16 protein-coding genes and 2 pseudogenes are annotated in these 21,558 nt (G+C 71.9%); 8 read left to right on the forward strand and 10 right to left on the reverse strand.

The features are described 5' to 3' along the window. Positions 1 to 7 precede the first annotated feature (7 nt). Positions 8 to 1,552 (forward strand): protein kinase domain-containing protein, encoded by a 1,545-nt coding sequence (locus VKA29_RS29695; RefSeq protein ID WP_324789088.1) that lies wholly within the window; start codon positions 8 to 10, stop codon positions 1,550 to 1,552. Positions 1,553 to 1,617: 65 nt separating this feature from the next. Here VKA29_RS29695 and VKA29_RS29700 read toward each other — a convergent pair whose 3' ends face one another. After that, on the reverse strand, positions 1,618 to 2,340 hold the full coding sequence (locus VKA29_RS29700) for a response regulator transcription factor (RefSeq protein ID WP_324789089.1): 723 nt from the start codon (positions 2,338 to 2,340) through the stop codon (positions 1,618 to 1,620). Continuing rightward, the gene (locus VKA29_RS29705; protein ID WP_324789090.1) at positions 2,337 to 3,626 is read right to left on the reverse strand and encodes a PspC domain-containing protein; all 1,290 of its coding nucleotides are present in this window, start codon (positions 3,624 to 3,626) and stop codon (positions 2,337 to 2,339) included. The genes VKA29_RS29700 and VKA29_RS29705 overlap by 4 nt, the downstream gene beginning before the upstream one ends. Before the next feature lie 179 nt (positions 3,627 to 3,805). Here VKA29_RS29705 and VKA29_RS29710 point away from each other — a divergent pair, with 179 nt between their 5' ends. Beyond that, positions 3,806 to 5,323 carry a PspC domain-containing protein gene (locus VKA29_RS29710; RefSeq protein ID WP_324789091.1) on the forward strand — a complete coding sequence of 506 codons (1,518 nt, stop codon included), beginning with the start codon at positions 3,806 to 3,808 and terminating at the stop codon, positions 5,321 to 5,323. Continuing rightward, on the forward strand, positions 5,310 to 5,561 hold the full coding sequence (locus tag VKA29_RS29715; protein WP_324789092.1) for a hypothetical protein: 252 nt from the start codon (positions 5,310 to 5,312) through the stop codon (positions 5,559 to 5,561). Before VKA29_RS29710 ends, VKA29_RS29715 begins: the two co-directional genes overlap by 14 nt. A gap of 566 nt (positions 5,562 to 6,127) precedes the next feature. Here VKA29_RS29715 and VKA29_RS29720 read toward each other — a convergent pair. Beyond that, on the reverse strand, positions 6,128 to 7,417 hold the full coding sequence (locus VKA29_RS29720; RefSeq protein ID WP_324789093.1) for a hypothetical protein: 1,290 nt from the start codon (positions 7,415 to 7,417) through the stop codon (positions 6,128 to 6,130). Positions 7,418 to 7,605: 188 nt separating this feature from the next. Between VKA29_RS29720 and VKA29_RS29725 the strand changes: the two genes are divergently transcribed. Next, entirely contained in the window at positions 7,606 to 8,490 is an 885-nt protein-coding gene (locus VKA29_RS29725; protein WP_324789094.1) for a DUF4429 domain-containing protein, read from the forward strand. A 63-nt stretch (positions 8,491 to 8,553) separates the two neighbouring features. On the opposite strand, the gene VKA29_RS29730 is transcribed toward VKA29_RS29725, so the two are convergent. Further along, entirely contained in the window at positions 8,554 to 9,357 is an 804-nt protein-coding gene (locus VKA29_RS29730) for a class II aldolase/adducin family protein (RefSeq protein WP_324789095.1), read from the reverse strand. Positions 9,358 to 9,579: 222 nt separating this feature from the next. Between VKA29_RS29730 and VKA29_RS29735 the strand changes: the two genes are divergently transcribed. After that, positions 9,580 to 10,053, forward strand: coding sequence for a pyridoxamine 5'-phosphate oxidase family protein (locus tag VKA29_RS29735; RefSeq protein WP_324789096.1), 474 nt, complete (start codon positions 9,580 to 9,582; stop codon positions 10,051 to 10,053). A gap of 9 nt (positions 10,054 to 10,062) precedes the next feature. Here the strand turns inward: VKA29_RS29735 and guaA are convergent, their stop codons facing one another. After that, entirely contained in the window at positions 10,063 to 11,640 is a 1,578-nt protein-coding gene (guaA, locus tag VKA29_RS29740; protein ID WP_324789097.1) for a glutamine-hydrolyzing GMP synthase, read from the reverse strand. Positions 11,641 to 12,135: 495 nt separating this feature from the next. On the opposite strand from guaA, the gene VKA29_RS29745 reads away from it, so the two are divergent. Continuing rightward, positions 12,136 to 12,450, forward strand: a complete 315-nt coding sequence (locus VKA29_RS29745; protein WP_324789255.1) for a chorismate mutase — start codon at positions 12,136 to 12,138, stop codon at positions 12,448 to 12,450. Positions 12,451 to 13,223: 773 nt separating this feature from the next. Beyond that, positions 13,224 to 14,258 (forward strand): cell wall protein, encoded by a 1,035-nt coding sequence (locus VKA29_RS29750; protein ID WP_324789098.1) that lies wholly within the window; start codon positions 13,224 to 13,226, stop codon positions 14,256 to 14,258. A 258-nt stretch (positions 14,259 to 14,516) separates the two neighbouring features. On the opposite strand, the gene VKA29_RS29755 is transcribed toward VKA29_RS29750, so the two are convergent. The 4 genes and pseudogenes from VKA29_RS29755 to VKA29_RS29770 form a co-directional block, all read right to left on the reverse strand. Continuing rightward, positions 14,517 to 16,325 carry a GMC family oxidoreductase gene (locus VKA29_RS29755; protein ID WP_324789099.1) on the reverse strand — a complete coding sequence of 603 codons (1,809 nt, stop codon included), beginning with the start codon at positions 16,323 to 16,325 and terminating at the stop codon, positions 14,517 to 14,519. A 93-nt stretch (positions 16,326 to 16,418) separates the two neighbouring features. Continuing rightward, entirely contained in the window at positions 16,419 to 18,032 is a 1,614-nt protein-coding gene (locus VKA29_RS29760; protein ID WP_324789100.1) for a succinic semialdehyde dehydrogenase, read from the reverse strand. Between the two features lie 180 nt (positions 18,033 to 18,212). Continuing rightward, complete coding sequence (locus VKA29_RS29765) at positions 18,213 to 19,979, reverse strand: serine/threonine-protein kinase (RefSeq protein WP_324789101.1); 1,767 nt, start codon at positions 19,977 to 19,979, stop codon at positions 18,213 to 18,215. Continuing rightward, positions 19,976 to 20,543, reverse strand: a pseudogene (locus VKA29_RS29770) (MBL fold metallo-hydrolase); the annotation flags it as partial. The gene VKA29_RS29765 and the pseudogene VKA29_RS29770, both read right to left, overlap by 4 nt. Here VKA29_RS29770 and VKA29_RS29775 point away from each other — a divergent pair. Beyond that, positions 20,538 to 21,109: pseudogene (locus tag VKA29_RS29775) on the forward strand (site-specific integrase); the annotation flags it as partial. The pseudogenes VKA29_RS29770 and VKA29_RS29775 sit on opposite strands and share 6 nt — an antisense overlap. Positions 21,110 to 21,193: 84 nt before the next feature. Here the strand turns inward: VKA29_RS29775 and VKA29_RS29780 are convergent. After that, positions 21,194 to 21,508, reverse strand: a complete 315-nt coding sequence (locus VKA29_RS29780; protein ID WP_324789102.1) for a hypothetical protein — start codon at positions 21,506 to 21,508, stop codon at positions 21,194 to 21,196. Positions 21,509 to 21,558 lie beyond the last annotated feature (50 nt).

The raw sequence follows: 21,558 nt of genomic DNA on the forward strand, positions 1-21,558 counted from the left end.
AGGAAGCGTGGAGCAGAGGATCTTGGCGCAGCGCTACGAGTTGGTGGAGCAGCTCGGGCGCGGCGGCATGGGGACTGTGTACCGGGCGGTCGACCGTCGGCTGCGCCGGGAGGTCGCCGTGAAGACCCTGTCCGCGGAGCTGGCACGGCAGCCCCAGTTCCTCGCCCGGTTCCGACGGGAGGCGCATGCCGCCGCCGCGCTCAACCACCCCGGCATAGCCACCGTTCACGACGCGGGTGAGGGCTCCGGAGACGGTTCCGCCGAGCCGTACCTGGTGATGGAGTACGTGAAGGGCCGGACGCTGAGCGATGTCGTGGGCGACGGTCCCATGCCGGTCGCGCGGGCCGTGGACATCGCCGGGCAGGTGCTGGAGGCCCTTGAACACAGCCACCGGCAGGCCATCGTGCACCGGGACATCAAGCCGGCCAACGTCATACTCACGCGCGGCGGTACGGTCAAGGTACTCGACTTCGGCATCGCCAAGGCACTCAGCGAAGCGGCGACCCGCCTCACCGGCACCGGAGTTGCGGTCGGCACGCCCGCTTACCTGTCACCAGAGCAGATCGTCGGGGACGAGACCGACCACCGTACGGACCTGTACGCCGTCGGCTGCCTGCTGTACGAGCTCGTGACGGGGCGCCCCCCGTTCACCGGCGAGTCACCGTTCTCCGTGATGCACCAGCACCTGGCCGCGGAGCCCGTGGCGCCGTCCCGCCTGCGGCCGGAGCTGCCTGCCGCCATGGACACGGTCATTCTGCGTGCTCTGCGAAAGAGCCGGGAGGACCGCTTCCCGGACGCGGCCGCGATGAGGGGCTCGCTCGCCGAGGCCGCACGGGTCGCCCCCGTGTCCGTGTCCCCGTCTCCCACCGAGGTCGATCCGGCGGCCAGGACGATGACGCGCCCGGCCGTCGCTCCGCAGGCCTCCGCCGAGAGCGTCCCGCCGCTCCCCTCCCCCAACCGGCGTCGGATGGGGGTGGTCGTCCAGCCGTCGGCCGAGGGCCTGCTCGCGCTGCTCGGCTGTCTGCTGTCCGTGATGGTCTCCACGACCGATGCCATCGAGATCGACCGCTTCCGCCAAGTGGCCTTGCTCGCCGGGGTCTTCGGATCAGTGATGCTGCTGTGGTCGGCACGGCTCGCCTGCGCCGTGGCCTGGGGGCCGGTGGCCGAGGCGGTGGCCGTGCAGTCGGGTCTCGCCCGCCAGTACATCGGCTGGGACACCCACTACGTCGTCCTGGCGCTCACCCTCGGTGCGGTCGCCGCCGTCTGTCTCGTCGCCGGGTACCGCGATACGCGGGTGGGCGGGTTCGCTCTCGTCGCCTTCTGGTTCACCGGCCTCACCTGCGTCTGGTTCTTCCTCGACGACCTCCGCAAGATCGGCGTTTTCTACGCCCTGCTCCTGGGCGTCACGATCGCCGTCGGCACGCACGTACTCAAGTCACGCATCCAGCCACCCCAGGGCACAGACCGCAGCGAGACACGCAGCGACGAGCGGGACGCGGAGCATCCGGCAGTTGGCCCCCGCAGAGACCAGTCGGTACCCGCGTCTCGATGAGGCGCTGCGGCGACGCTACGACGCAGTTCGGCAACCCGGGGGCCGTCGGCTCGCCTGCCCGACGGTCACACCAGCCGTCGTGCCGTGGCCCAGCGGGTCAGTTCGTGGCGGTTGGAGAGCTGGAGCTTGCGCAGGACCGCCGAGACGTGTGACTCGACCGTCTTGACGGAGATGAACAGTTGCTTGGCGATCTCCTTGTAGGCGTAGCCGCGGGCGATCAGGCGCAGCACCTCGCGCTCGCGCTGGGTGAGACGGTCGAGGTCCTCGTCGACCGGCGGGGCGTCGGTGGAGGCGAAGGCGTCGAGGACGAAACCGGCCAGGCGCGGGGAGAAGACCGCGTCGCCCTCCTGGACGCGGAAGATCGAGTCGATGAGGTCGGCGCCGGTGATGGTCTTGGTGACGTAGCCGCGGGCGCCGCCGCGGATCACGGCGATCACGTCCTCCGCCGCGTCCGAGACGGACAGCGCGAGGAAGCGGACGGGCTGCTCGGCGTCGGCCGTCAACGGGGCGCAGCGGCGCAGGACTTCCACTCCGCCGCCGCCCGGCAGATGGACGTCGAGGAGGACGACCTCGGGACGGGTCGCGGTGATGACGGTGACCGCCTGGTCGACGTCCGCCGCCTCCCCGACGACTTCGACGCCGGTCTGCTCGGTCTGGCCGATCTCGGCCTGCACGCCCGTACGGAACATGCGGTGGTCGTCGACGAGGACCACGCGCACGCGGCGCCTGCCCGCGCCGTCACCGGCCGGCTCCATCGGCTCCGCGTTCGCCTCGGTCAGGTCGCTCATGACGTCTTCTCCGCCCTCTCCATCTCCAGTTCGACCTCCGTGCCGCCGCCCGGCACCGCGCGCACTCGCGCCGTGCCGCCGTTGCGCTCCATGCGGCCGATGATCGATTCTCTGACGCCCATGCGGTCGGCGGGTATCGAGTCGAGGTCGAAGCCGGGGCCACGGTCCCGCACGGACACGAAGACCGTTCTGCCCTCGACTTCGGCGTAGACCTGTACGGCACCGCCCTCGCCACCGTACTTGGCGGCGTTGACCATTGCCTCACGCGCGGCCTGCATCTGCGCTCCGGTCTTGTCGTCGAGCGGGCAGTCACCGACGACGACGACCTCTATGGGGACGCCGTGCTTGTCCTCGACCTCGGCGGCGTTGCGCCGGACCGCGTCCGCGAGGTTGTCGGGCTCGTCTGCCTCGTCCTTGCCGGTGCCCTCCGGTTTGTAGAGCCAGGTGCGCAGGTCGCGCTCCTGGGCGCGGGCGAGGCGGCGGACCTCGCCCGCGTTCTCCGCGTTGCGCTGGATCAGGGTCAGGGTGTGCAGCACCGAGTCGTGCACGTGGGCGGCGACTTCGGCGCGCTCCTGGGCGCGGATGCGCATCAGGCGTTCCTCGGAGAGGTCCTGCGTCATGCGGACGAGATACGGCCCCGCGAGGAGCGTTATGCCGACGAGGACGGCGAGGGCCGCTTCGAGGACGGAGCCGAGGTGGGCGGCGGAGCCCTGCAGGACGAAGATGCCGGTGACACCGGCGGTGACGAGGAGGACACCACCCGCGGAGCGCAGCAGGGTGAGGGTGCGCCTGCGGCGGCCGACCTCCATCCAGCGTGCCCGCCGGGCGTTGTCCGCCTGGCGCCAGACCAGCGCGACGCCCGCCCCGACGAGGACCGCGGGCCAGAGGTAGACCTTGGCCGCGCCGCCCAGCTTCACGTTGCTCACGAAAACCATGGCCAGCACGACCATGAGCAGCAGGGCGACGATCTGGCCCTTGTCCGGCTTACGCGCCACGAGTCGGCGTCGGCCGTCCGGCGCGGTCTCGGTGGAGACGAGGGACGGCTTCTGGCCGCCGACACCGCCGACGCCGAGGGGTACGAAGAACCAGAACGCCGCGTAGAGCAGCGCGCCCAGGCCGTCCCCCATGAACAGGCCGACGAAGACGAGCCGCACCCAGATCACGGGCAGGCCGAGATGCCCGGCGAGCCCCCGCGCCACGCCACCGAGCCAGCGTCCGTCACTGCTGCGGTAGAGCTTGCGCGGCGGCCGCGGTTCGACGATGGGCGCTGCTGCGGCTTCCGGCATGCCAACGATGGTCACACGGCGGGCCTGCGCGGGCATCAGGGTCTGCCCCGGAGACTCCCCTGATCTTCGCCCGCCCGGTCCGTCGAACGTGTCCCGGGCTTCGGGTCAGGGGCGATTTCAGGGTCCGGCCAGGGTCGTTCCGACTGCCGCGACGGCGGCCCGCCCGTCACCATGGAGCCATGACAGAACACGAGCGCGCCGCGACGGGTCCGGGACCCGGCCCCGGCCCGCGCCCCGCTCCGGGTGCCGGGCCGCAGGATGCCGCGCCCGCCGCGGACGCCGCGTCCACGGCGAGCGCGGGGACCGGGCTCTCGGGTCCCGGGTCCGCCTCCCCCACCGGTGCGGGCGGCCACACGGGCGGCCACACGGCCCCGGGTGCGGGCGCGCGGGCGGGCGCGGGCCCGGAAAGGGAGGGGCACCCGGCGTCCATGCCGCTCCGGCGGGACCGGCAGTACAAGATGCTCGGCGGGGTGTGCGCCGGGCTCGGACGGCAGTGCGACATGGATCCGGTGATATTCCGGATCACGCTCGTGGTGCTCTCCGCGACCGGTGGCATCGGCCTGATCTTCTACGGCTTCGCGTGGCTGTTCGTCCCGTACGAGAACGAGGACGAGAACGAGGTCCGCAAGCTGCTGACCGGCCGCGTCGACGGGGCGGCGCTGGCGGCCGTGCTGTTCGCACTGGTCGGCTGCGGCGTGTTCCTGTCGATGCTGAAGAACGGCGGCATACTGGCCTTCGCCGTCGTCCTCTCCCTCCTCCTCGCGGGCGCCGGGTTCTGGTCGCGGCAGCGCGACACCCCCGACCCGGACCCGCTGGCCGCCCAGGCCGTCGCCGACGCGCCGCCGGAGGCCAAGGCGCCGCCGGTTCCCGCCGCGTACCCCTCCTGGTGGCGGGATCCCATCGTCAAGGACGGCACGCATGTGGGCGGCACCGGATATCTCTGGGGGCCCCAGGACTCCCCCGACCGGGACATCGCTGCGGCGGTCAACATCGGCCTGGGCAACTACTGGCACAACCGCGCGGACATACGCACCCCGCGCCCCCCGGCACCGCCCCGGGCGCGCGGGCCGCGCTGGACAGGCGGCTGGGTCTTCCTGCTCGCCCTGCTCGCGGGGGGCCTGGGCACCCGCCTGACGTGGGACGACCATCCTCTCGGCACCAGCCTGCAGGCCGGCCTGTCCTGCGCGCTCGTCGTCTTCGGCCTGGGCATAGCGATCAGCGCCTTCCTGGGGCGCACCGGCGCCGGCTCGGTCCTGCTGGCGGTGATCACGGCGGGGCTGCTCACCGGATCGGCCGCCCTGCCCGGCGACATCGGCACGCACTGGACGCGCACCACCTGGCAGCCGACCGCGGTGGCAGGTGTACGGCCGACGTACGAGCTCGGCAGCGGCGTCGGCACCCTGGACCTGACCCGGCTGCACGTGGCCAAGGGACAGACGGTCAGCATGAACGCCGAAGTCGGCATGGGCCGGCTCAAGGTGATCGTGCCGCAGGACATGACCGTGCGGCTGAGCATCGACGTGGGCGTGGGCGACATCCAGTTGCCGGGTGACGGTCAGAAGGACGTGGACGTGGAGCCGGGCAAGCACCAGGACGTGACCCTGTCGCCGACGACGGGTGGCAAGAACACCGGCACGCTGGACCTGGATCTCCAGGTCGGCCTGGGACAGGCGGAGGTCAGCCGTGCTGCGTCATGAGTTCCAGCCCGGGAAGCTGGTCGCCGGTCTGTTCCTCGCCGTCGCGGGCGTCATCTACGCCGGGGACGCCGGCGGCGCCTGGGAGGCACCGTGGTTCGTGGCGATCCCGGTCGTTACGGGAGGCCTGTTCCTGGCCGGTGCGGTGGGGCTGCTGGCCCGGTCCGTGCGCGGGCGCCGCAGAGCGGGGCGCAAGCGCGAGGGCTCGGGGGCGGGGGCGCGGCCGGACGCCAAGGTCTGACCCGGACACGGTCGGATCCGAGCGCAGCCCGGCCGGGTCCGAGCGCGGCGCGGTCGGACCCGGATATCCGCCCCGGACGCCGTCCCCGGATCCGGACGCCGTCGGATCCGAGCAGGTGACTACCGGTCCCCCTCCGCCCACCGTCGTCGCCGCGCGGCGTACCGGGTGGCGGCTCCAGCCAGCCGCCGTCACCATCGGGCCGACGCCACCCGGCCGTCGTCCATCCGGCCGTCACCTGCCAGGCGTCGCCACCTGCCCGTCGTCCACCCGGCCGTCACCTGCCAGGCGTCGCCACCTGCCCGTCGTCCACCCGGCCGTCGTCTGCCAGGCCCCGTCACCGCTGGTACGTCGTCCGCCAGTCCGGCGCCCGCCAAGCCGACGCCCTCCAGTCCGGCGCCGCCCGCCTGCCGACGGGTCGTCCCAGCAGCCGGTCAGCGGTCGGCCGGTCAGCCGGTCGGTCCTGCCCTCGGCCGGTCAGCCGGTCGGCCGGTCAGCCGGTCGGCCGGTCAGCCGGTCGGTCCTGCCCTCGGCCGGTCAGCCGGTCGGTCCGGCCGCTGGTCCGCTGGTCAGTCGGTCACCTCGATGGTGTACCGGTTGGTCTCCACGCCCGCCGCGGTGACGACCTGGACCTCCACCCGCCCGGGCTCCACGTCCGCCGGTACCGGCACCGTCAGGACGGCGTCCGTCGGGTTGCTGAAACCGCCGGTGACGGGGACCAGCGGCACATGGACGTGCACCGCGCCGACGCGCACGACCATTCGCGCCAGCCGGTCGGCGGCCCCGGCGCCCGGCGGGACGAAACCGGCACCGCGGATCTCGATGTCGTCGCCGGTCCGGATCGGCGCGTCGAGGTCGCCGGCCTCCCGGGCGCGCACCACGGAGAGGATGACCGGCCGGCCTCCCTCGGCGTACTTCCCGGCCACGTACGTCGCCGCCGACACCAGCACCACCACTCCGAGCCCCCAGGGCAGGTCCGGCAGCTGGTCCGGCCGCCGCGCCAGCCGGACCACGCCGAACAGCAGGGCGACCGCGCTGATCACGACGTACTGGATGTCGGCGAACGTCCCCCGGCCGGCGTCGTCCGTCAGCAGGTCGGCCGCCCTGGGCCGGTCGGCTCGTACCTTCTGCAGCCGTTGTCCGAGAACCCGCAGCCCGACCACCCGCCGCACCAGCACGGCGATTCCGCACACCACCGCGAGGACGGTCACCACACCGGCCCCACGGGCGAGGTCCAGCCCCGAGATCAGCGCGTCGCGTTCCGTGTGCTCGGAGGCCGCGGCGAGACGCCCCGCCAGCACCAGCACGGCGTAGGCGACGAAGAGCACCCACGCCGCCGCGACCGTGCGGGAGGTGGACAGCCGGTTGTCCTCGCCGATGACCGGGGCCAGCGCACCGCCCCGCGCGCGGTGGAACCACGACGCGGCCGTGAGCGCACCGGCCACCAGCAGCGCGGACAGCAGACCGGCCGTCCGGGCCGACGTCCAGCCGGGGCCGATCGCGGTGAGGGACTGGCCCAGGAGCAGGAGGAACACCAACGCCCACACCACGCACACCGTCCGCCGCCACAGCCGTGCCAGCCATGCCTCGCCCTCGGCGCGGCCGCGCTCGGCGACGAGTCCCGCGGACTGGGCGAGTTCCTCCGAGACCCACTGGCGGGAGGCCGAGGCCGAGTGGGCGACCGCGGCGGGCAGCCCCTGCCCGGCGGCGAACTCGTCGCGCTGGAGCAGGAACGCGGCGACGGCCCGCCGATGTCCCTCCCGTGCCCCGTGCGGGCAGTCCCCGCATGTGCAGCCGCCCCCGTGGGCGCCTCCGCGGGCGCCCGCGCCCGCGCCGCCCCTCGCCTCCTGCACCGCCACGCCCGACGCCCGCCTTCCCCACGTGCCCGACGACCGGCGGCCCCTCTTCGGCAGGGGGCCGCCGTCCTTCGACTCCGGTGTGATGAAAGCGCATTGTGCCCTATGTGACACGTCCCGCATCCGGCAGGTCCGGTGAGCGCGGGGTGACGCGCGGGCGGCCGTGTTGACCCGGCTGCGAGAATTTCCCTATGGCCGAGATCATCCAGCGGGACGGGACCTGGGCCTTCGACGGCACCACGGTCAGGATCACGCCGGGCCTGCACCGCTCGGTACCCCTGTTCCGGCAGACGTACGGGGAGATCACCGTGCCCCTGGAAGCCGTTTCGGGAGTCGTCTTCGAGCCGGAGCGGAAGCGCGGGCGGCTGCGGATGCGGCTGCGTGAGGGGGCCGACCCGTTGCTGCAGGCGACCGGCGGCAGACTGCCCGAGCCGGCCGACCCCTACCGGCTGCTGGTGGACGCCGACCGCGGCGGGGTGGCCGAGTACGTCGCCGAGGAGATCCGTCACGCGCTGCTGCTGGACCAGATCCCCAAGGAGCCGACGGAGGCGTATCTGCTGCCCGGACCGCCGGTGCCGGTCTCGGTCCGTTCCTCCGACGGCACCGTCTCCTTCGACGGCGCCCAGGTGCGGATCGACTGGTCCGACACCTCCGACCGGGTCAAGCGGGCGACCGGCCCGCGGATCATCGGCATGGGCGACCTGGTGCAGGTGGAGTGGCTGCCCAACTCCGGTTACGAGGACGGCTTCCTGCGGTTCGTGACCCGCGAGACGGTCTTCTCGAAGCTGCCGCCGGAGAAGGATCCGTACGCGCTGGACCTGTGGGGCAGTGCCCGCCGCGATCTGCTGACCGCGCTGGTCGCCACCGCGGTGACCGCGCGGCTGCCGCATCCGTCCATCCGCACGGGATTGGACCACGCCGACCGGCCGCAGCTCACCGTCGCCGTCCCGGCGGCGGCCGACCATCACGACGTTCTCCTGCGCAGGCTGCGGGAGCTGGGCGAACTGCACCGGGACGGGGTGCTGACGGACGAGGAGTTCGCGATGACGAAGGCCGCGGTGCTGCGCGGTTTCTAGGACCGGCCCGCCATCCCCGCACCGGCCCGCCATGCCCGCACCTGTCGGCTCAGCAGGCCGGGTTCAGGTCAGCAGATCGGGTTCGCTGCGGCTGATGTCCTGCCACATCGGCTGGTAGTTGATCCACGCCACCAGGTCGCCGCCGAGCTGTTCGCGGGTCGCCGCGGCCAGTTTGTGATCGATGAGGAGTGGCCGGCCGGCCGCCTTCGCCGCCAGCTGCACCTGGCAGGAGCGTTCCATGGACACGAACCACCAGGCCGCCGCGTCCACCGAGTCGCCGACGGTCAGCAGGCCGTGGTTGCGCAGCACGAGCGCCTTGCGCGAGCCGAGCGCGGTGGCGATGCGCCGGCCCTCCTCCGCGTCGACGGCGACGCCGGTGTAGGCGTCGTAGAGGGCATGGTCCTCGTAGAAGGCGCAGCTTTCCTGGGTGATGGGGTCCAGCAGGTCGCCGAGCGCGGACAGGGCCCGGCCGCCCACCGAGTGGCAGTGCGCCACGGCCACGACGTCGGGGCGGGCGGCGTGGACCTGAGCGTGGACGGTGAACGCGGCCTGGTTGACGTGGTAACGGCCCTCGATCACCTGGCCGTCCGAGTTGGCGAGCACCAGGTCGCTCACCGTCACGTGCTTGAACGGGATCCCGAACGGGTTGACCCAGAAGCAGGTGCTGTACTCGGGGTCGCGGGCGGTGATGTGGCCTGAGACCCCGTCCTCGAATCCGAGCCGCCCGAAGATCCGCAGCGCGCCCGCGAGCCGTTCCTTGCGGTGACGGCGCTCGTCCTCGACCGATTCGTGCATGGGCGGCATGGCGAACTGCAGCCGGCCGGTCGGGAGGGCGGGGGGCGGAGTGGGCGCGGGCGTCCCGTGCATGTGTCCTCCAGCACTGGGGTGCGGTATGGGGCTGGAAGTTACCCTCGGTCAGCCCAGGAGAACAGAGATGTTCTGTAAAGATGAGCGCTCAACTGTTCCAGGGCTCCGCGGGTCTGGCCCACGACCGGCGCCGCGCCGTCGGACGCACCACCAGACGCACCACCAGACGCACCACCGGAAAAGCAGACAGAAGGTGTCGGGTATCGGCGTCAGACTCGCCGTATGACAGCGAACTGGGGCGCCTTCAGCGCCGCCGAACCCACGCTCGCCTCCCTGGTCGAGGAGCGCTTCGGAGCCTTCACCCACCACGTCCTGGCCACCCTGCGCAGGGACGGGTCCCCGCGTACCACCGGCCTGGAGGTGCGCTTCCTGCACGGCGAGCTGTGGTTCGGCATGATGCCGGACTCGCTCAAGGCGCTCGACCTGCGCCGCGACCCGCGCTTCGCGCTCCAGGCGAACCCGGGCGAGGGTACGTCGATGGGCGGCGGTGACGTGCGGATCGGCGGCCGCGCGATCGAGGTGGACGATCCGGCGGCGAAGGCGGCGTACGTGAAAGAGGTGGAACCGCCTGAGCCGTTCCACCTCTTCCGCACCGAGCTGACGGAGGTCGTGCGGACCTACGTCGAGGCCGACACGTACCTGGTCGTCGAAGCCTGGAAGCCCGGAGGGCCGGTGCGCACCCTCAGACGGACCTGACCGGGGAGGTCACTCCCACTCGATGGTGCCCGGCGGCTTCGAGGTCACGTCGAGGACGACGCGGTTGACGTCCTTGACCTCGTTGGTGATCCGGGTGGAGATCTTCGCGAGGACGTCGTACGGCAGTCGCGACCAGTCGGCGGTCATGGCGTCCTCGGAGGAGACGGGCCGCAGGACGATCGGGTGGCCGTAGGTGCGGCCGTCGCCCTGCACGCCGACGCTGCGGACGTCCGCGAGCAGCACCACCGGGCACTGCCAGATGTCCCGGTCGAGGCCGGCCGCGGTCAGTTCCTCGCGGGCGATGGCGTCGGCCTCGCGCAGGAGGTCCAGCCGCTCCTTGGTGACCTCGCCGACGATCCGGATACCGAGGCCGGGGCCGGGGAACGGCTGCCGCTGGACGATCTCCTCCGGCAGGCCCAGCTCCTGGCCGACCATCCGGACCTCGTCCTTGAACAGCTTGCGCAGCGGCTCCACGAGCTTGAACTCGAGGTCCTCGGGGAGGCCGCCGACGTTGTGGTGGGACTTGATGTTGGCGGTGCCGGTGCCGCCGCCGGACTCGACCACGTCCGGGTAGAGCGTGCCCTGGACCAGGAACTCGACCGCGGGACCCTCGTCCGCGATGATCTCGGCCTGCGCCTGCTCGAAGACGCGGATGAACTCCCGTCCGATGATCTTCCGCTTCTCCTCGGGGTCGGAGACCCCCTTGAGCGCGGTGAGGAAGCGCTCCTCGGCGTCGACGACCTTCAGCTGGACGCCGGTCGCGGCGACGAAGTCCTTCTCGACCTGCTCGGTCTCGCCCTTGCGCATCAGGCCGTGGTCGACGTACACGCAGGTCAGCTGGGAGCCGATGGCCTTCTGGACGAGCGCGGCGGCCACCGCGGAGTCGACGCCGCCGGACAGGCCGCAGATCGCGCGCTTGTCGCCGACGAGCTCGCGGATGGCGGCGACCTGCTCCTCGATGACGTTGCCGGTGGTCCAGTCCGGGCTCAGGCCCGCGCCGCGGTAGAGGAAGTGCTCCAGCACCTGCTGGCCGTGCGTGGAGTGCATGACCTCGGGGTGGTACTGGACGCCGTACAGCTTCTTCTCGTCGTTCTCGAAGGCCGCGACCGGGACGACGTCGGTGGACGCCGTGACGGTGAAGCCCTCGGGCGCGGCGGAGCAGGCGTCGCCGTGCGACATCCACACGTGCTGCTCGGCCGGCGTGCCCTCGAACAGGGTGGACGACGGCTTGGAGACGTGCAGGTCGGTCCGGCCGTACTCGCGGGCGCCGGTGTTGTCCACGGTGCCGCCGAGCGCCTGTGCCATCAGCTGGAAGCCGTAGCACATGCCGAAGACCGGGACGCCGGAGTCGAAGATCGCGCGGTCCAGGCGGGGGGCGCCCTCCTCGTACACGGACGAGGGGCCGCCGGAGAGGATGATCGCCGCCGGGTTCTTCGCGAGCATCTCCGCCACCGGCATGGTGCTCGGCACGATCTCGCTGTAGACCCGCGCCTCGCGGACTCGACGGGCGATGAGCTGGGCGTACTGCGCGCCGAAGTCGACGACCAGAACGGTGTCGGGGGCGGCGGCTGGGGTCGCTGATGACACGGGTTGCCTTCCGGCGGTGAGCGAGGTGTGTGTGGGTCCGAGTCTACCGGGCCCCGCGGCGCCCCTTCCGGGACGAGCCCGGCACCCCATCCGGCACGAGCCCGGCACCCCATCCGGGACAGCCCGGTCTCAGCATGCGAACCGTCTTGGACGCCGGCGCCCCGCCCGGCATACTGGCCCCATGCTCACGCACCCGACCTTCGTCTTTACCTATGGCAACCGGCCCGCCGGCTGCCATGGTCGTGCTGCTTGAGCAACTGACAAGCGACTTCCCAGGCGCCCCGGGCCGACAAGGTCCGGGGCGTCTGGCGTTTCCGGGCCCTGCCGCTCCGGGGCACCCCACCCTCACGACGAGGAGCCCCCGACATGACCGCCACCGGCACGACCACCCCCAGCACCACCGGAACCACCACCACCGGCACGAGCACCCCCGGCGCCCCCGTCCCCGGCGGGACCACCCCGGGCACGACCACCGACGGCACGGCCGCCCGCACGATCCCCACACCCACCGCCCCCACACCCACCGGTCCCACCCCCGCCGACCTGACCGGCGCCCGCACCCCCGAGGCCGCCGACGTGATCACCGGCGCCCGTGAGCGCATCGACGCGCTCGACGACAGGATCATCGGCCTGATCCAGGAACGCATGGCCGTCTCGGCGGTCATCCAGGAAGCCCGGATCACCTCCGGCGGGCGGCGCGTGAACCTCTCCCGGGAGATGGAGGTCCTCGGCCACTACCGGGAGGCGCTGGGCAAGCCGGGCACCTCCCTGGCCATGACGCTCCTCGAACTGTGCCGCGGTCGCATCTGAGTTCGCCCCTGCTCTCACCCGTCCGGCGCGTGACCGTCTCGCGGGCGGCGTCGTTGGTGGTGGTGTCCGTGCCAGCCAGGGGCGGGCCCGAAAGAACCACGCGTGGCTCGCCGGAGCGATGAGACGTGCGGATCGTGCCGTGCGTCGTGGGACCTCGCTCCGGATTCGTGACCGGACGGCAGGGGACAGCAGCCCGGTCACTCCTGAGAACGGTCGGCTCCGGGGACGCCCGGAGCCGACCGGCGGAACCTGCGAAAACACACAACTCCGGGTGAAACGGTTGCGGGGGACGCACCCGGCGAGCAGGATGCAGGCAAGCCCAATTCCCGCCTCGGCCAACCGCCTTGCTCTGCGCTGACGCATCGCCAGAGGTCGACACCACCCGTGCGCCCAGGACGCGCCGGGGCGGCGACCCGGGGCGCATGGAGAGCAAGCGGCGCAATCCCCCGGCGCCGCCCCGAGGCACCGGCGCTGCCCTGACGCCGGTGCTGACGACGAAGGGCCCCGCGGCCGGTTCCGCGGGGCCCTTCGTGTACCCGCCCCGCCCCGCGGGGCCCTTCGCGCGCCCCTCCCGCCCCTCGATGGTCCCTTCGCGTGCCGTCCGCGCCGCGGGACGTACACCCCCACCCGGCATGTGATTCAGGTCACATAAGAAACCCGTGAATACGAAGACAACCATTCGCAGGTGCCACCGATCCAACGTGCAGAACCAAGGGCCACATCCCCGCGCCCCACACGCGGAGCCCTCCACACCGGACTCCCCTGAGGTTTTCATGAAGCTTCGCCGTGCCATGGCGGTCGCGGCCGCGACCGCCGCCATCGCGCCGTTAGCACTGCTGTCCGCGCCTGTCGCGCTCGCGGAGGACACGCCCTTGGCAGTCTCCAGCGAGAGCGCGTCCGCCTCGCCGTCCGAGACCCCGAGCGACACGGCGTCCGCGACCCCGTCCGACACCGGCCTGCCGTCCGACACGGCCCCCTCGCCGAGCGATTCCACGTCCTCGTCGGCGTCCGCCAGCGCCTCCGCCAGCGCCTCCGCGAGCCAGTCGGGCGAGCCCGAGCCCTCCGGGTCCGCCGAGCCGAGCGAGGACCCGACCGACCCGGACGTCCCGTTCTGCGAGGACGTCGACTCCGGCTACAGCGGCGCGAAGGTGTCCGCGGACATCAAGGGCCTGCCGGGCAAGATCGTGGCGGGCGACGGCTTCCACTCCTTCGAACTGGTCGTCACCAACGAGTCGAAGACCACCGTCGACGGCGTCGCCTTCTACGCCGAGGTGGAGAACTACGAGCTGGACGAGTCGAAGTACCTGAGCCCGTACGTCGACCTGGAGTTCAAGAACCCCGAGACCGGCTCCTGGGACCGGATCGGCGACGAGAACTGGGCCGGCGACTACTTCTTCTACGTCGACGAACTCAAGTCCGGCGCCAGCCGCACGCTCGACCTGCGCGTCGGCATCGACGCCAAGGCCCCGGCCGGGGACGCCTACTCCTTCGGCTCCGGCGCCTACCTCGACAACGTCGGCGGACAGGACTGCATCGCCGAGGGCTGGGCGCAGTACGACTTCACCGTGCTGAAGGCGGGATCGGCCAACCCCGACCCGGGTACCGCCACCCCGAGCGACAACGGCGGCAAGGACTCGGTGAAGAAGCCGCAGGGCGACGTCAGTGACCTGCCGACCGGCAACCTCGCCGACACCGGGGCGAACTCCGTGCTGCCGACGGTCGGCCTCATGAGCGGCGTCGCGGTGCTCCTCGGCGCGGGCGTGGTGGTCGCGGCCCGCCGGCGCAGGAACGGGGCCGGCGCCGCGTAACCAGCGCGCGGCGCAAGCCGGAGCGCGACACAAGACAGGAGAAGGACCTGTGCTCGGAGGGGGGCACGGGTCCTTCTCCATGTCCGTCGACAGGTCGACGGGTGAGCCGGTCGACAGGTCGACCAGTCGATGAGTCGGCTGATCGACGGGTGAGCCGGTCGATGAGTCGGCCGGTGGCCCGTTGAGCCCTTTCGCCCTTCGGCCCTTCCGCCCTCCGGCGCTCCGGCCCTCCGGCGCTCCGGCCCTCCGGCCCTCCGGCTACTTCTTCGGCGGCACCGTCGGCACCCCGAGGAACGGCAGCCGCAGCGCCGCGAACGCCTCCGCCGGGACCGCCGGCGCCTTCGGCTCCACCGGCTTCAGCCGCTCGTACGCCGCCCCCTGCCGCGGGCGCCGGTCCGGCTCGCCCTTGTTGGGCCAGAACGACATGGCGCGCTCGGCCTGGGCGGTGATGGTGAGGGACGGGTTCACGCCCAGGTTGGCGGAGACCGCGGCACCGTCGACGACGGAGATGCCGGGGTGGCCGTAGAGGCGGTGGTAGGGGTCGATGACGCCTGTCTCGGGCGAGGCGCCGATCGCGCAGCCGCCGAGGAAGTGGGCGGTCAGCGGCGTGCCCATCAGCTCACCGACGTTGCTGCCGGGGAAGCCGTTGATCTCCGCCGCGATCGCCGATGCACCCTCCGAGGCTGCCTTGATCTGCAAGGGGTTGGGGGCGCCGTGACCCTGACGTGCCGTCAGCAGGCCCTTGCCGACGCCGCCCGGCTTCAGGTACGTCGTCAGGGAGTTGTCCAGCGACTGCATCACCAGGCCGATGATGGTCCGCTCCGACCAGCGCCGGTTGGACAGCGAGCGCAGCACCAGCATCGGGTGGCGGGCGGCGTTGCCCAGCCAGGCCAGCACCCTGGAGGAGCCCTCCGCGTACGGCACCTGGAGGACCGACAGGCTGCCCATCGAGTTGGAGCCCTTGCCGTAGCGGACCGGCTCGATGTGGGTGTTCTCGTCCGGGTGGACCGAGGACGTGATGGCGACTCCGCGGGTGAAGTCGACCTTGGGCCGGCCCGTCAACTTGCGGTAGCGCCGGCTGTCGGTCTGCGCACCGACCAGCGCCTCGGAGTTGGTGCGGGTCAGCTCGCCCAGCTTGTCGGAGATCCGGGGCAGCCGGCCGGTCGCCTTCATGCGGTGCAGCAGGGTCTGGGTGCCGTAGGTGCCGGCGGCGAGGACGACCTGGCGGGCCCGGAAGGTGCGGCCGCGGCCCTTCTTGCGGTCGTCCGTGGGCAGGGTGGCGACGGCGTAGCCGCCCCGCGAGTCGTCCGTGACGGACACCACCGTCGTCATCGGGTGCACGACCGCGCCCGCCTTCTCGGCGAGGAACAGGTAGTTCTCGTTGAGGGTGTTCTTCGCGCCGTGCCGGCAGCCGGTCATGCACTCGCCGCACTCGGTGCAGGCGGTGCGCTCCGGGCCCACGCCGCCGAAGTAGGGGTCGGGCACCCGCGCGCCCGGCTTGGCTTTCGCCTTCCCGTCCGCGTCCTCGCCGTCGCCGAAGAACACCCCGACCGGCGCCATGTGGAAGGTGTCGCCGTAGCCCATCCGCTCGGCCGCCGCCTTCAGGTGCACGTCGGACGGGGTCATGGTCGGGTTGAGCCGGACGCCGAGCATGCGCCGGGCCTGGTCGTAGTACGGCTTCAGCTCCTCCTGCCAGTCGGTGATGGAGCGCCACTGCGGGTCCTCGAAGAAGGGCTTCGGGGGCACGTAGAGCGTGTTGGCATAGTTGAGGGAGCCGCCGCCGACGCCCGCCCCGGCCAGCACCATGACGTTGCCCAGCAGGTGGATGCGCTGGATGCCGTACATGCCGAGCTTCGGGGCCCAGAGGTAGTTCTTCAGATCCCAGGAGTTCTTGGGCAGCGCCTCGCGGGTGAAGCGGCGGCCGGCCTCCAGTACGCCGACGCGGTAGCCCTTCTCTGTCAGGCGGAGGGCGGTGACGCTGCCGCCGAACCCCGATCCGACGACGATGACGTCATAGTCGTACGCAGCGTCGTCGTCCTGCGTGCGGACGGAGGTCTCCTGTGACACGTGCTCTCCTCGTCGAGAACTGCCGGGAAGTGTCGAGAACTTGCGAACGGGTGCTGTCCGGGGGCCCTCGGACAAGGGCCCCCGAGAGGCTCCCTAGCGGAAGCGGAACGCCTTCATCAGCCTGAGGCTCCTGCTCATGAATGCCGCGTACTTCTCGTCGTCCATGCCCAGCGACGGCGCCATGGGCAGCAGGCGCTGCTGGGCGACCGTCTGGGCCTCCGTGTACTTGAGGATGCCCTCGGAGCCGTGGCGGCGGCCGAGGCCGGAGTCCTTCATGCCGCCCATCGGGGACTGGACGCTGCCGTAGGCGGGGGCGTAGCCCTCGTTGACGTTCACCGTGCCGGTGCGCAGCCGGGCGGCGACCTGGCGGCCGCGCCGGCCGTCCTTCGTCCACACCGAGGAGTTCAGGCCGTACGGCGTGGCGTTGGCGAGCTCGATCGCCTCCTCCTCGGTGCGGAAGCGGTAGACCGACACGACCGGGCCGAAGGTCTCCTCCGTGCACACCGACATCGGCTCGGTGACGCCGTCGAGGATGGTCGGCTCGAAGAAGTACGGGCCGATGTCCGGCCGGGCCACCCCGCCCGCGACGACCTTCGCGCCCTTGGCGACGGCCTCCTCGACGTGCCGGGTGACGGTCTCCAGCTGCCGCTCGCCGACCAGGGAGCCCATGTCGGCGCCGTACGCGAGGGACCTGCCGAGTCGCATGGCCTTCGTGCGGGCGGCGAACCGCTCCAGGAAGGCGTCCGCGACCGACTCGTGGACGTAGAGCCGCTCGATGGAGATACACAGCTGCCCGGCGGAGGAGAAGCAGGCGCGGACCGCGCCGGCGGCCGCCTTCTCGATGTCGGCGTCCTCCAGGACCAGCATGGCGTTCTTGCCGCCGAGTTCGAGGGAGACGCCGACCAGGCGGGCGGCGGCACCCTGGGCGACCTCGCGGCCGGTGCGGGTGGAGCCGGTGAAGGAGACGTAGTCGGCGTGCCGGACGATCTCCGGGCCGACGACCGGGCCGTCACCGATGACGACCTGGAAGACCTCGGCGGGCAGGCCGGCCTCGATGAGCAGGTCCCGGGCCCACAGGGCGGTCAGGCAGGTCTCCGTGTCCGGCTTCATCACGACCGCGTTGCCCGCGGCGAAGGCGGGCAGCGCGTCGCCGACCGACAGCTCCAGGGGGTAGTTCCAGGGGGCGATCTGGCCGACGACGCCGCGCGGGTGGCGCAGCTCGGTGACCTTCGTCAGCGTGGGCATGGCGCCCGCGTGCCGCTTGGGCCGGAGGTAGGCGGGGGCCTTGCGGCCGTAGTGCCGGGACGCGACGGCGACGGCCTGCACCTCCTCGTGGGCGTGCAGACGAGCCTTGCCGGTCTCCAGCTGGATCAGGTCGAGGACCTCCGCCTGGCGTTCGAGGACGAGGTCGTGGAAGCGCAGCAGCACCGCGGCACGCTGCCGTACCGGGGTCTGCTCCCAGACGGCCTGGGCGCGGCGGGCCGCCTCGAACGCCCCCGCCACGTCCTCGGGCGTGGACTCCGGCAGGTCGGCCAGCTTCTCGCCGGTGAAGGGCGTGTGGTTCGCGGTGCGCCCGGAGCCGGCCACGCCCTTGGTGAGCCGGGCGACCAGCTCGGGGGTGACCACCTGAGCGGCGGTGCGGGTGCCCTCGGGGGCGGGGGCGAGAGGATTCGTGCCGGTCTTGGCCGGGGCCTGCGCGTCCGTCATGAGGCGCAGGGTATGCCGCTGCGGAAACTTTGGGTACCCGTCGGTAACGCGACTTCACCGACTGCACACATGCCGCCAGTGGCTACTGGCAACGAATGCCCTGATCAGGGGTTGTGTGGACCGGAGGTGAACCGGACCAGCCTTTTCCGGACGGGCGGTCCGGCTTTCCGGACGGGTGGTTCAGCCGTTCCGGATGGCGAGACGGTCCCGCGCGCCCTTGAAGAGGGCCGTCCCGTCCTGCTCGGCCGCGGTGCCCTTCGGCATGGTCACGCGCAGCCGGTACATCCGGTCGTCGCCGGTGCGGACGATCAGTTCCATGACCCGGGTGGGCGTGTGGGCGAGACCGTAGGTGGTGTCGACGAGTACGGCCTCGTCGCCGCGGAAGGTGGTGGACGTGTACCGGGTGCGCGCGTCCCGGTAGCGGGAGTCCCAGACGGCGTGCGCCTCCTCCGCCTGGTCCTTCGGGGAGGCGGGCGCCTCGTCCCACTGGGCGAGGCGGACCTGGATCGCGCCGCCCGCCGCGTACACGACCGTCCGGGGCGAGCCGCTCCCGCCGCCGTCCCGGGCGGTCGCCCGGTAGGCGGACGGCAGGTAAAGGACGGCGTCCATGCCCTCCTCCCGGTGCCCGGCCCAGCCGCCGGTGGCGGGCGTCGGGGTCTCCCCGGGCGCGGACGCCTCCGCGGCCGCGGGAGCGGAACGGTAGGTGGCGGTGTGCCCGGTGACCGCGTCGCTGTGGGAGTCGCCGAGCAAGGAGACGCCGAACCAGGCGGCGCCGACGAGGAGAGCGCCGAGCAGGGCCATGGGGGCGGGGTGGCGGAGGAGGGATCGTGTGGGGGGTGCGGTGGTTTCGGTGGCGGTGGGGGCGGAGTCGGGGGCCGACCCGACTGTATGGGCGGGGGTGACGGTGGCCGGGCTGCCGGTGGCCGGGGCGCCGGTGGCCGGATTGACGCTGGACGGGGCAGTGGAGGCCCGGGCAGCGGGGGCCGAGGATGCCCCGGCGGCCGGATCGCCGGGCGCGGGTGCGAGCCGTACGGTGCCCTGGTCGTCCCCGAACTCCACCAGCGCATCGCCTTCCTGCGCCTCCGCCTCCTCGATCACCGGCACCGGCCGGCCCTCGGCGACCGTCTCCAGCACCGCGCCGGTCTCCTCCGGGCCGGGCCGTCGCTCGGCCTCCTTCGCCAGCAGCCGGGTGATCAGCGGGCCGAGCGGGCCGGCCTGCTTCGGCTCGGGCGGGTCGGCGGCTAAGACCGCGCTCAGCGTCGACTCCGGCGTCGTACGCCGGAACGGGGACCGGCCCTCGACGGCCGCGTACAGCAGCACGCCCAGGGACCACAGGTCGGACGCGGGTCCGGCTCCCCGGCCCGACATCCGCTCGGGCGCGACGAACTCCAGCGAGCCGACGAACTCCCCGCTGACGGTGAGGGATTCCTCGCCCTGGACGTGGGCGATGCCGAAGTCGGTCAGGACGACGCGGCCACGGGGACCGAGCAGCACGTTGGCGGGCTTGACGTCACGGTGCACGATGCCGACGGCATGCGCGGCGCGCAGCGCGCCGAGGACGGCGAGCCCGATGCGGGCGGCCTCGCGCGCCTCGACCGGGCCGCGCGCGAGCCTCTGTTGCAGCGACTCGCCCCGCACCAACTCCATGACGATCCACGGCAGTCCGTCCTCCTCCTCGGCGACCACGTCGTGGATCGCGACGGCTGAGGGGTGGTCGACGCGGGCGGCGGCGCGGGCCTCGCGGTAGAGGCGGTGGGCGGCGCGCCGGTGCTCGTCGTCCTCCGGATCGCCGGGCAACCGGGGTTCCTTGACGGCGACTTCACGCTGCACGAGCTCGTCGTAGGCCCGCCAGACGGTGCCCATCCCGCCGGAGCCGATGCGCTCGGCCAGCCGGTAGCGGCCACCGATCAGCCGTCCGTCGCGCACCCGTTCGCCGCCTTCGCTCATGCCCCATGACTACCGTGCGGAACACGGGCTTGTCGACGCGCCATCACCCGACCCCACGAACCGAGGCCAAGCCGCGCCCCGTCCCGCCGAACCTCCACGGCACCCGCACCCCCGAAATGCGCGGGGACCACCAACTCGATCCCGTACGGCGCCCGTTCGAGCACCCGCCGGCGGCTGGCGGCCGCCTGCCCGGGGTCGAGGCAGAAGCAACTGCTGTACTCGCGATGCGGGCCCGGGACGGGGCTGTGCAGCAAGTCTCCTACGAAGAGAGCCCGTTCACCGCGAGAGGCGACGCGCAGAACGGACGAGCCGGGGGTGTGGCCGGGCACGGCTTCCATGACGAGGTGGTCGTCGATACGGTGCTCCCCGTCCCACAGCACGGCCTGCCCGGACCTGTGCACGGGCGCGACGCTGTCCTCGTAGACCAGCCGGTCGTCGGCCCGGACGCCGCCGCCGTGCCCTCCGTCGGGGCACGAAGTGGCGGTCGTCAGTGGCCGAGAGGAGGTAGACGGCGTCGGGGAAGGTGGGCACCCATTCGCCGTCCGCGTCACGAGTATTCGCGCCGGACTCCGTAAGGGCGAACTCCTCGGCCTCCACTGGGAAGACCTCGACCTCGACGGCGGCACCGCCACCATCCACCGCTCCCTCCAGCGCACCCGCAGCCAGGGCCTGACCGTCCTGAACACCAAGACGCTTGCTTCCGAAAGCCGCATCGCCCTTCCCACCGCATCAGCTCCCTCAAGATCCACCAGGAACGGCAGGAGGAAGAGCGCCAGGCGGCCGGAACGGGCTGGATGGACAACGGGCTCGTCTTCACCACCCCGAAGGGCAAGCTGCTCGACCCCGGCAACCTCACCCGCCGCTTTCGCCGCCTCCTCCACAGCGCAGGACTCCGGACCATCCGCTTCCACGATCTCCGGCACTCGACCGCGACCCTGCTCCTGGAACAAGGCGTCGACCTCGTCGTCATCAAGGAGCTGCTTGGCCACGCCCACATCGGCGTCACCGCCGGCATCTACGCCCATGTGCGGCTGCGCCTCCAACGCCAGGCCATCGACACCCTCAACGACGCGCTCAGCGCGACCAATAACGCCCCTGAAGACCCGTCGGCCACAGCAGCCGTCCGCTGACGTTGCCGTCAGCGCTGCCGTCAAACCGCACTGATGGCCCCACCGGAATAATCCGGTGGGGCCATCAGATTCACCCAAGGTGAATCAACTCCGTTTCATGCGAAACAGTTCCCGCATTGCCGCTAGTTGGTCTTCTAGCGTTGCGACTTCGGAACAGTCTGCTGGAGCGAAGATATCCACGAGATCGTCATCAGAGAGTTCTTTTCCGGCTTCCAACGAGTAGGCCAATCGACCTTCCGTCATCTGCCTCGCCATCCCCGACGGGAAGACATTCAATCTCGCACCCTGGCAACACAGGAGCAGACCCATGGCTTCGAGATCGCGGCGCGCTGATTTGAGACATTCCAGCAAATCAACCTCTTCGTAGACTCGCTCAAACTCTTCATCGGTCAATCTCATCCGAAGAGTCGAAGGCGGTGTAGAAACCTGGAGCAAAACGTTCACCTTCT

Origin of the sequence: Streptomyces sp. H51 (assembly GCF_035656535.1) — a bacterium.
Taxonomy (GTDB): domain Bacteria; phylum Actinomycetota; class Actinomycetes; order Streptomycetales; family Streptomycetaceae; genus Streptomyces.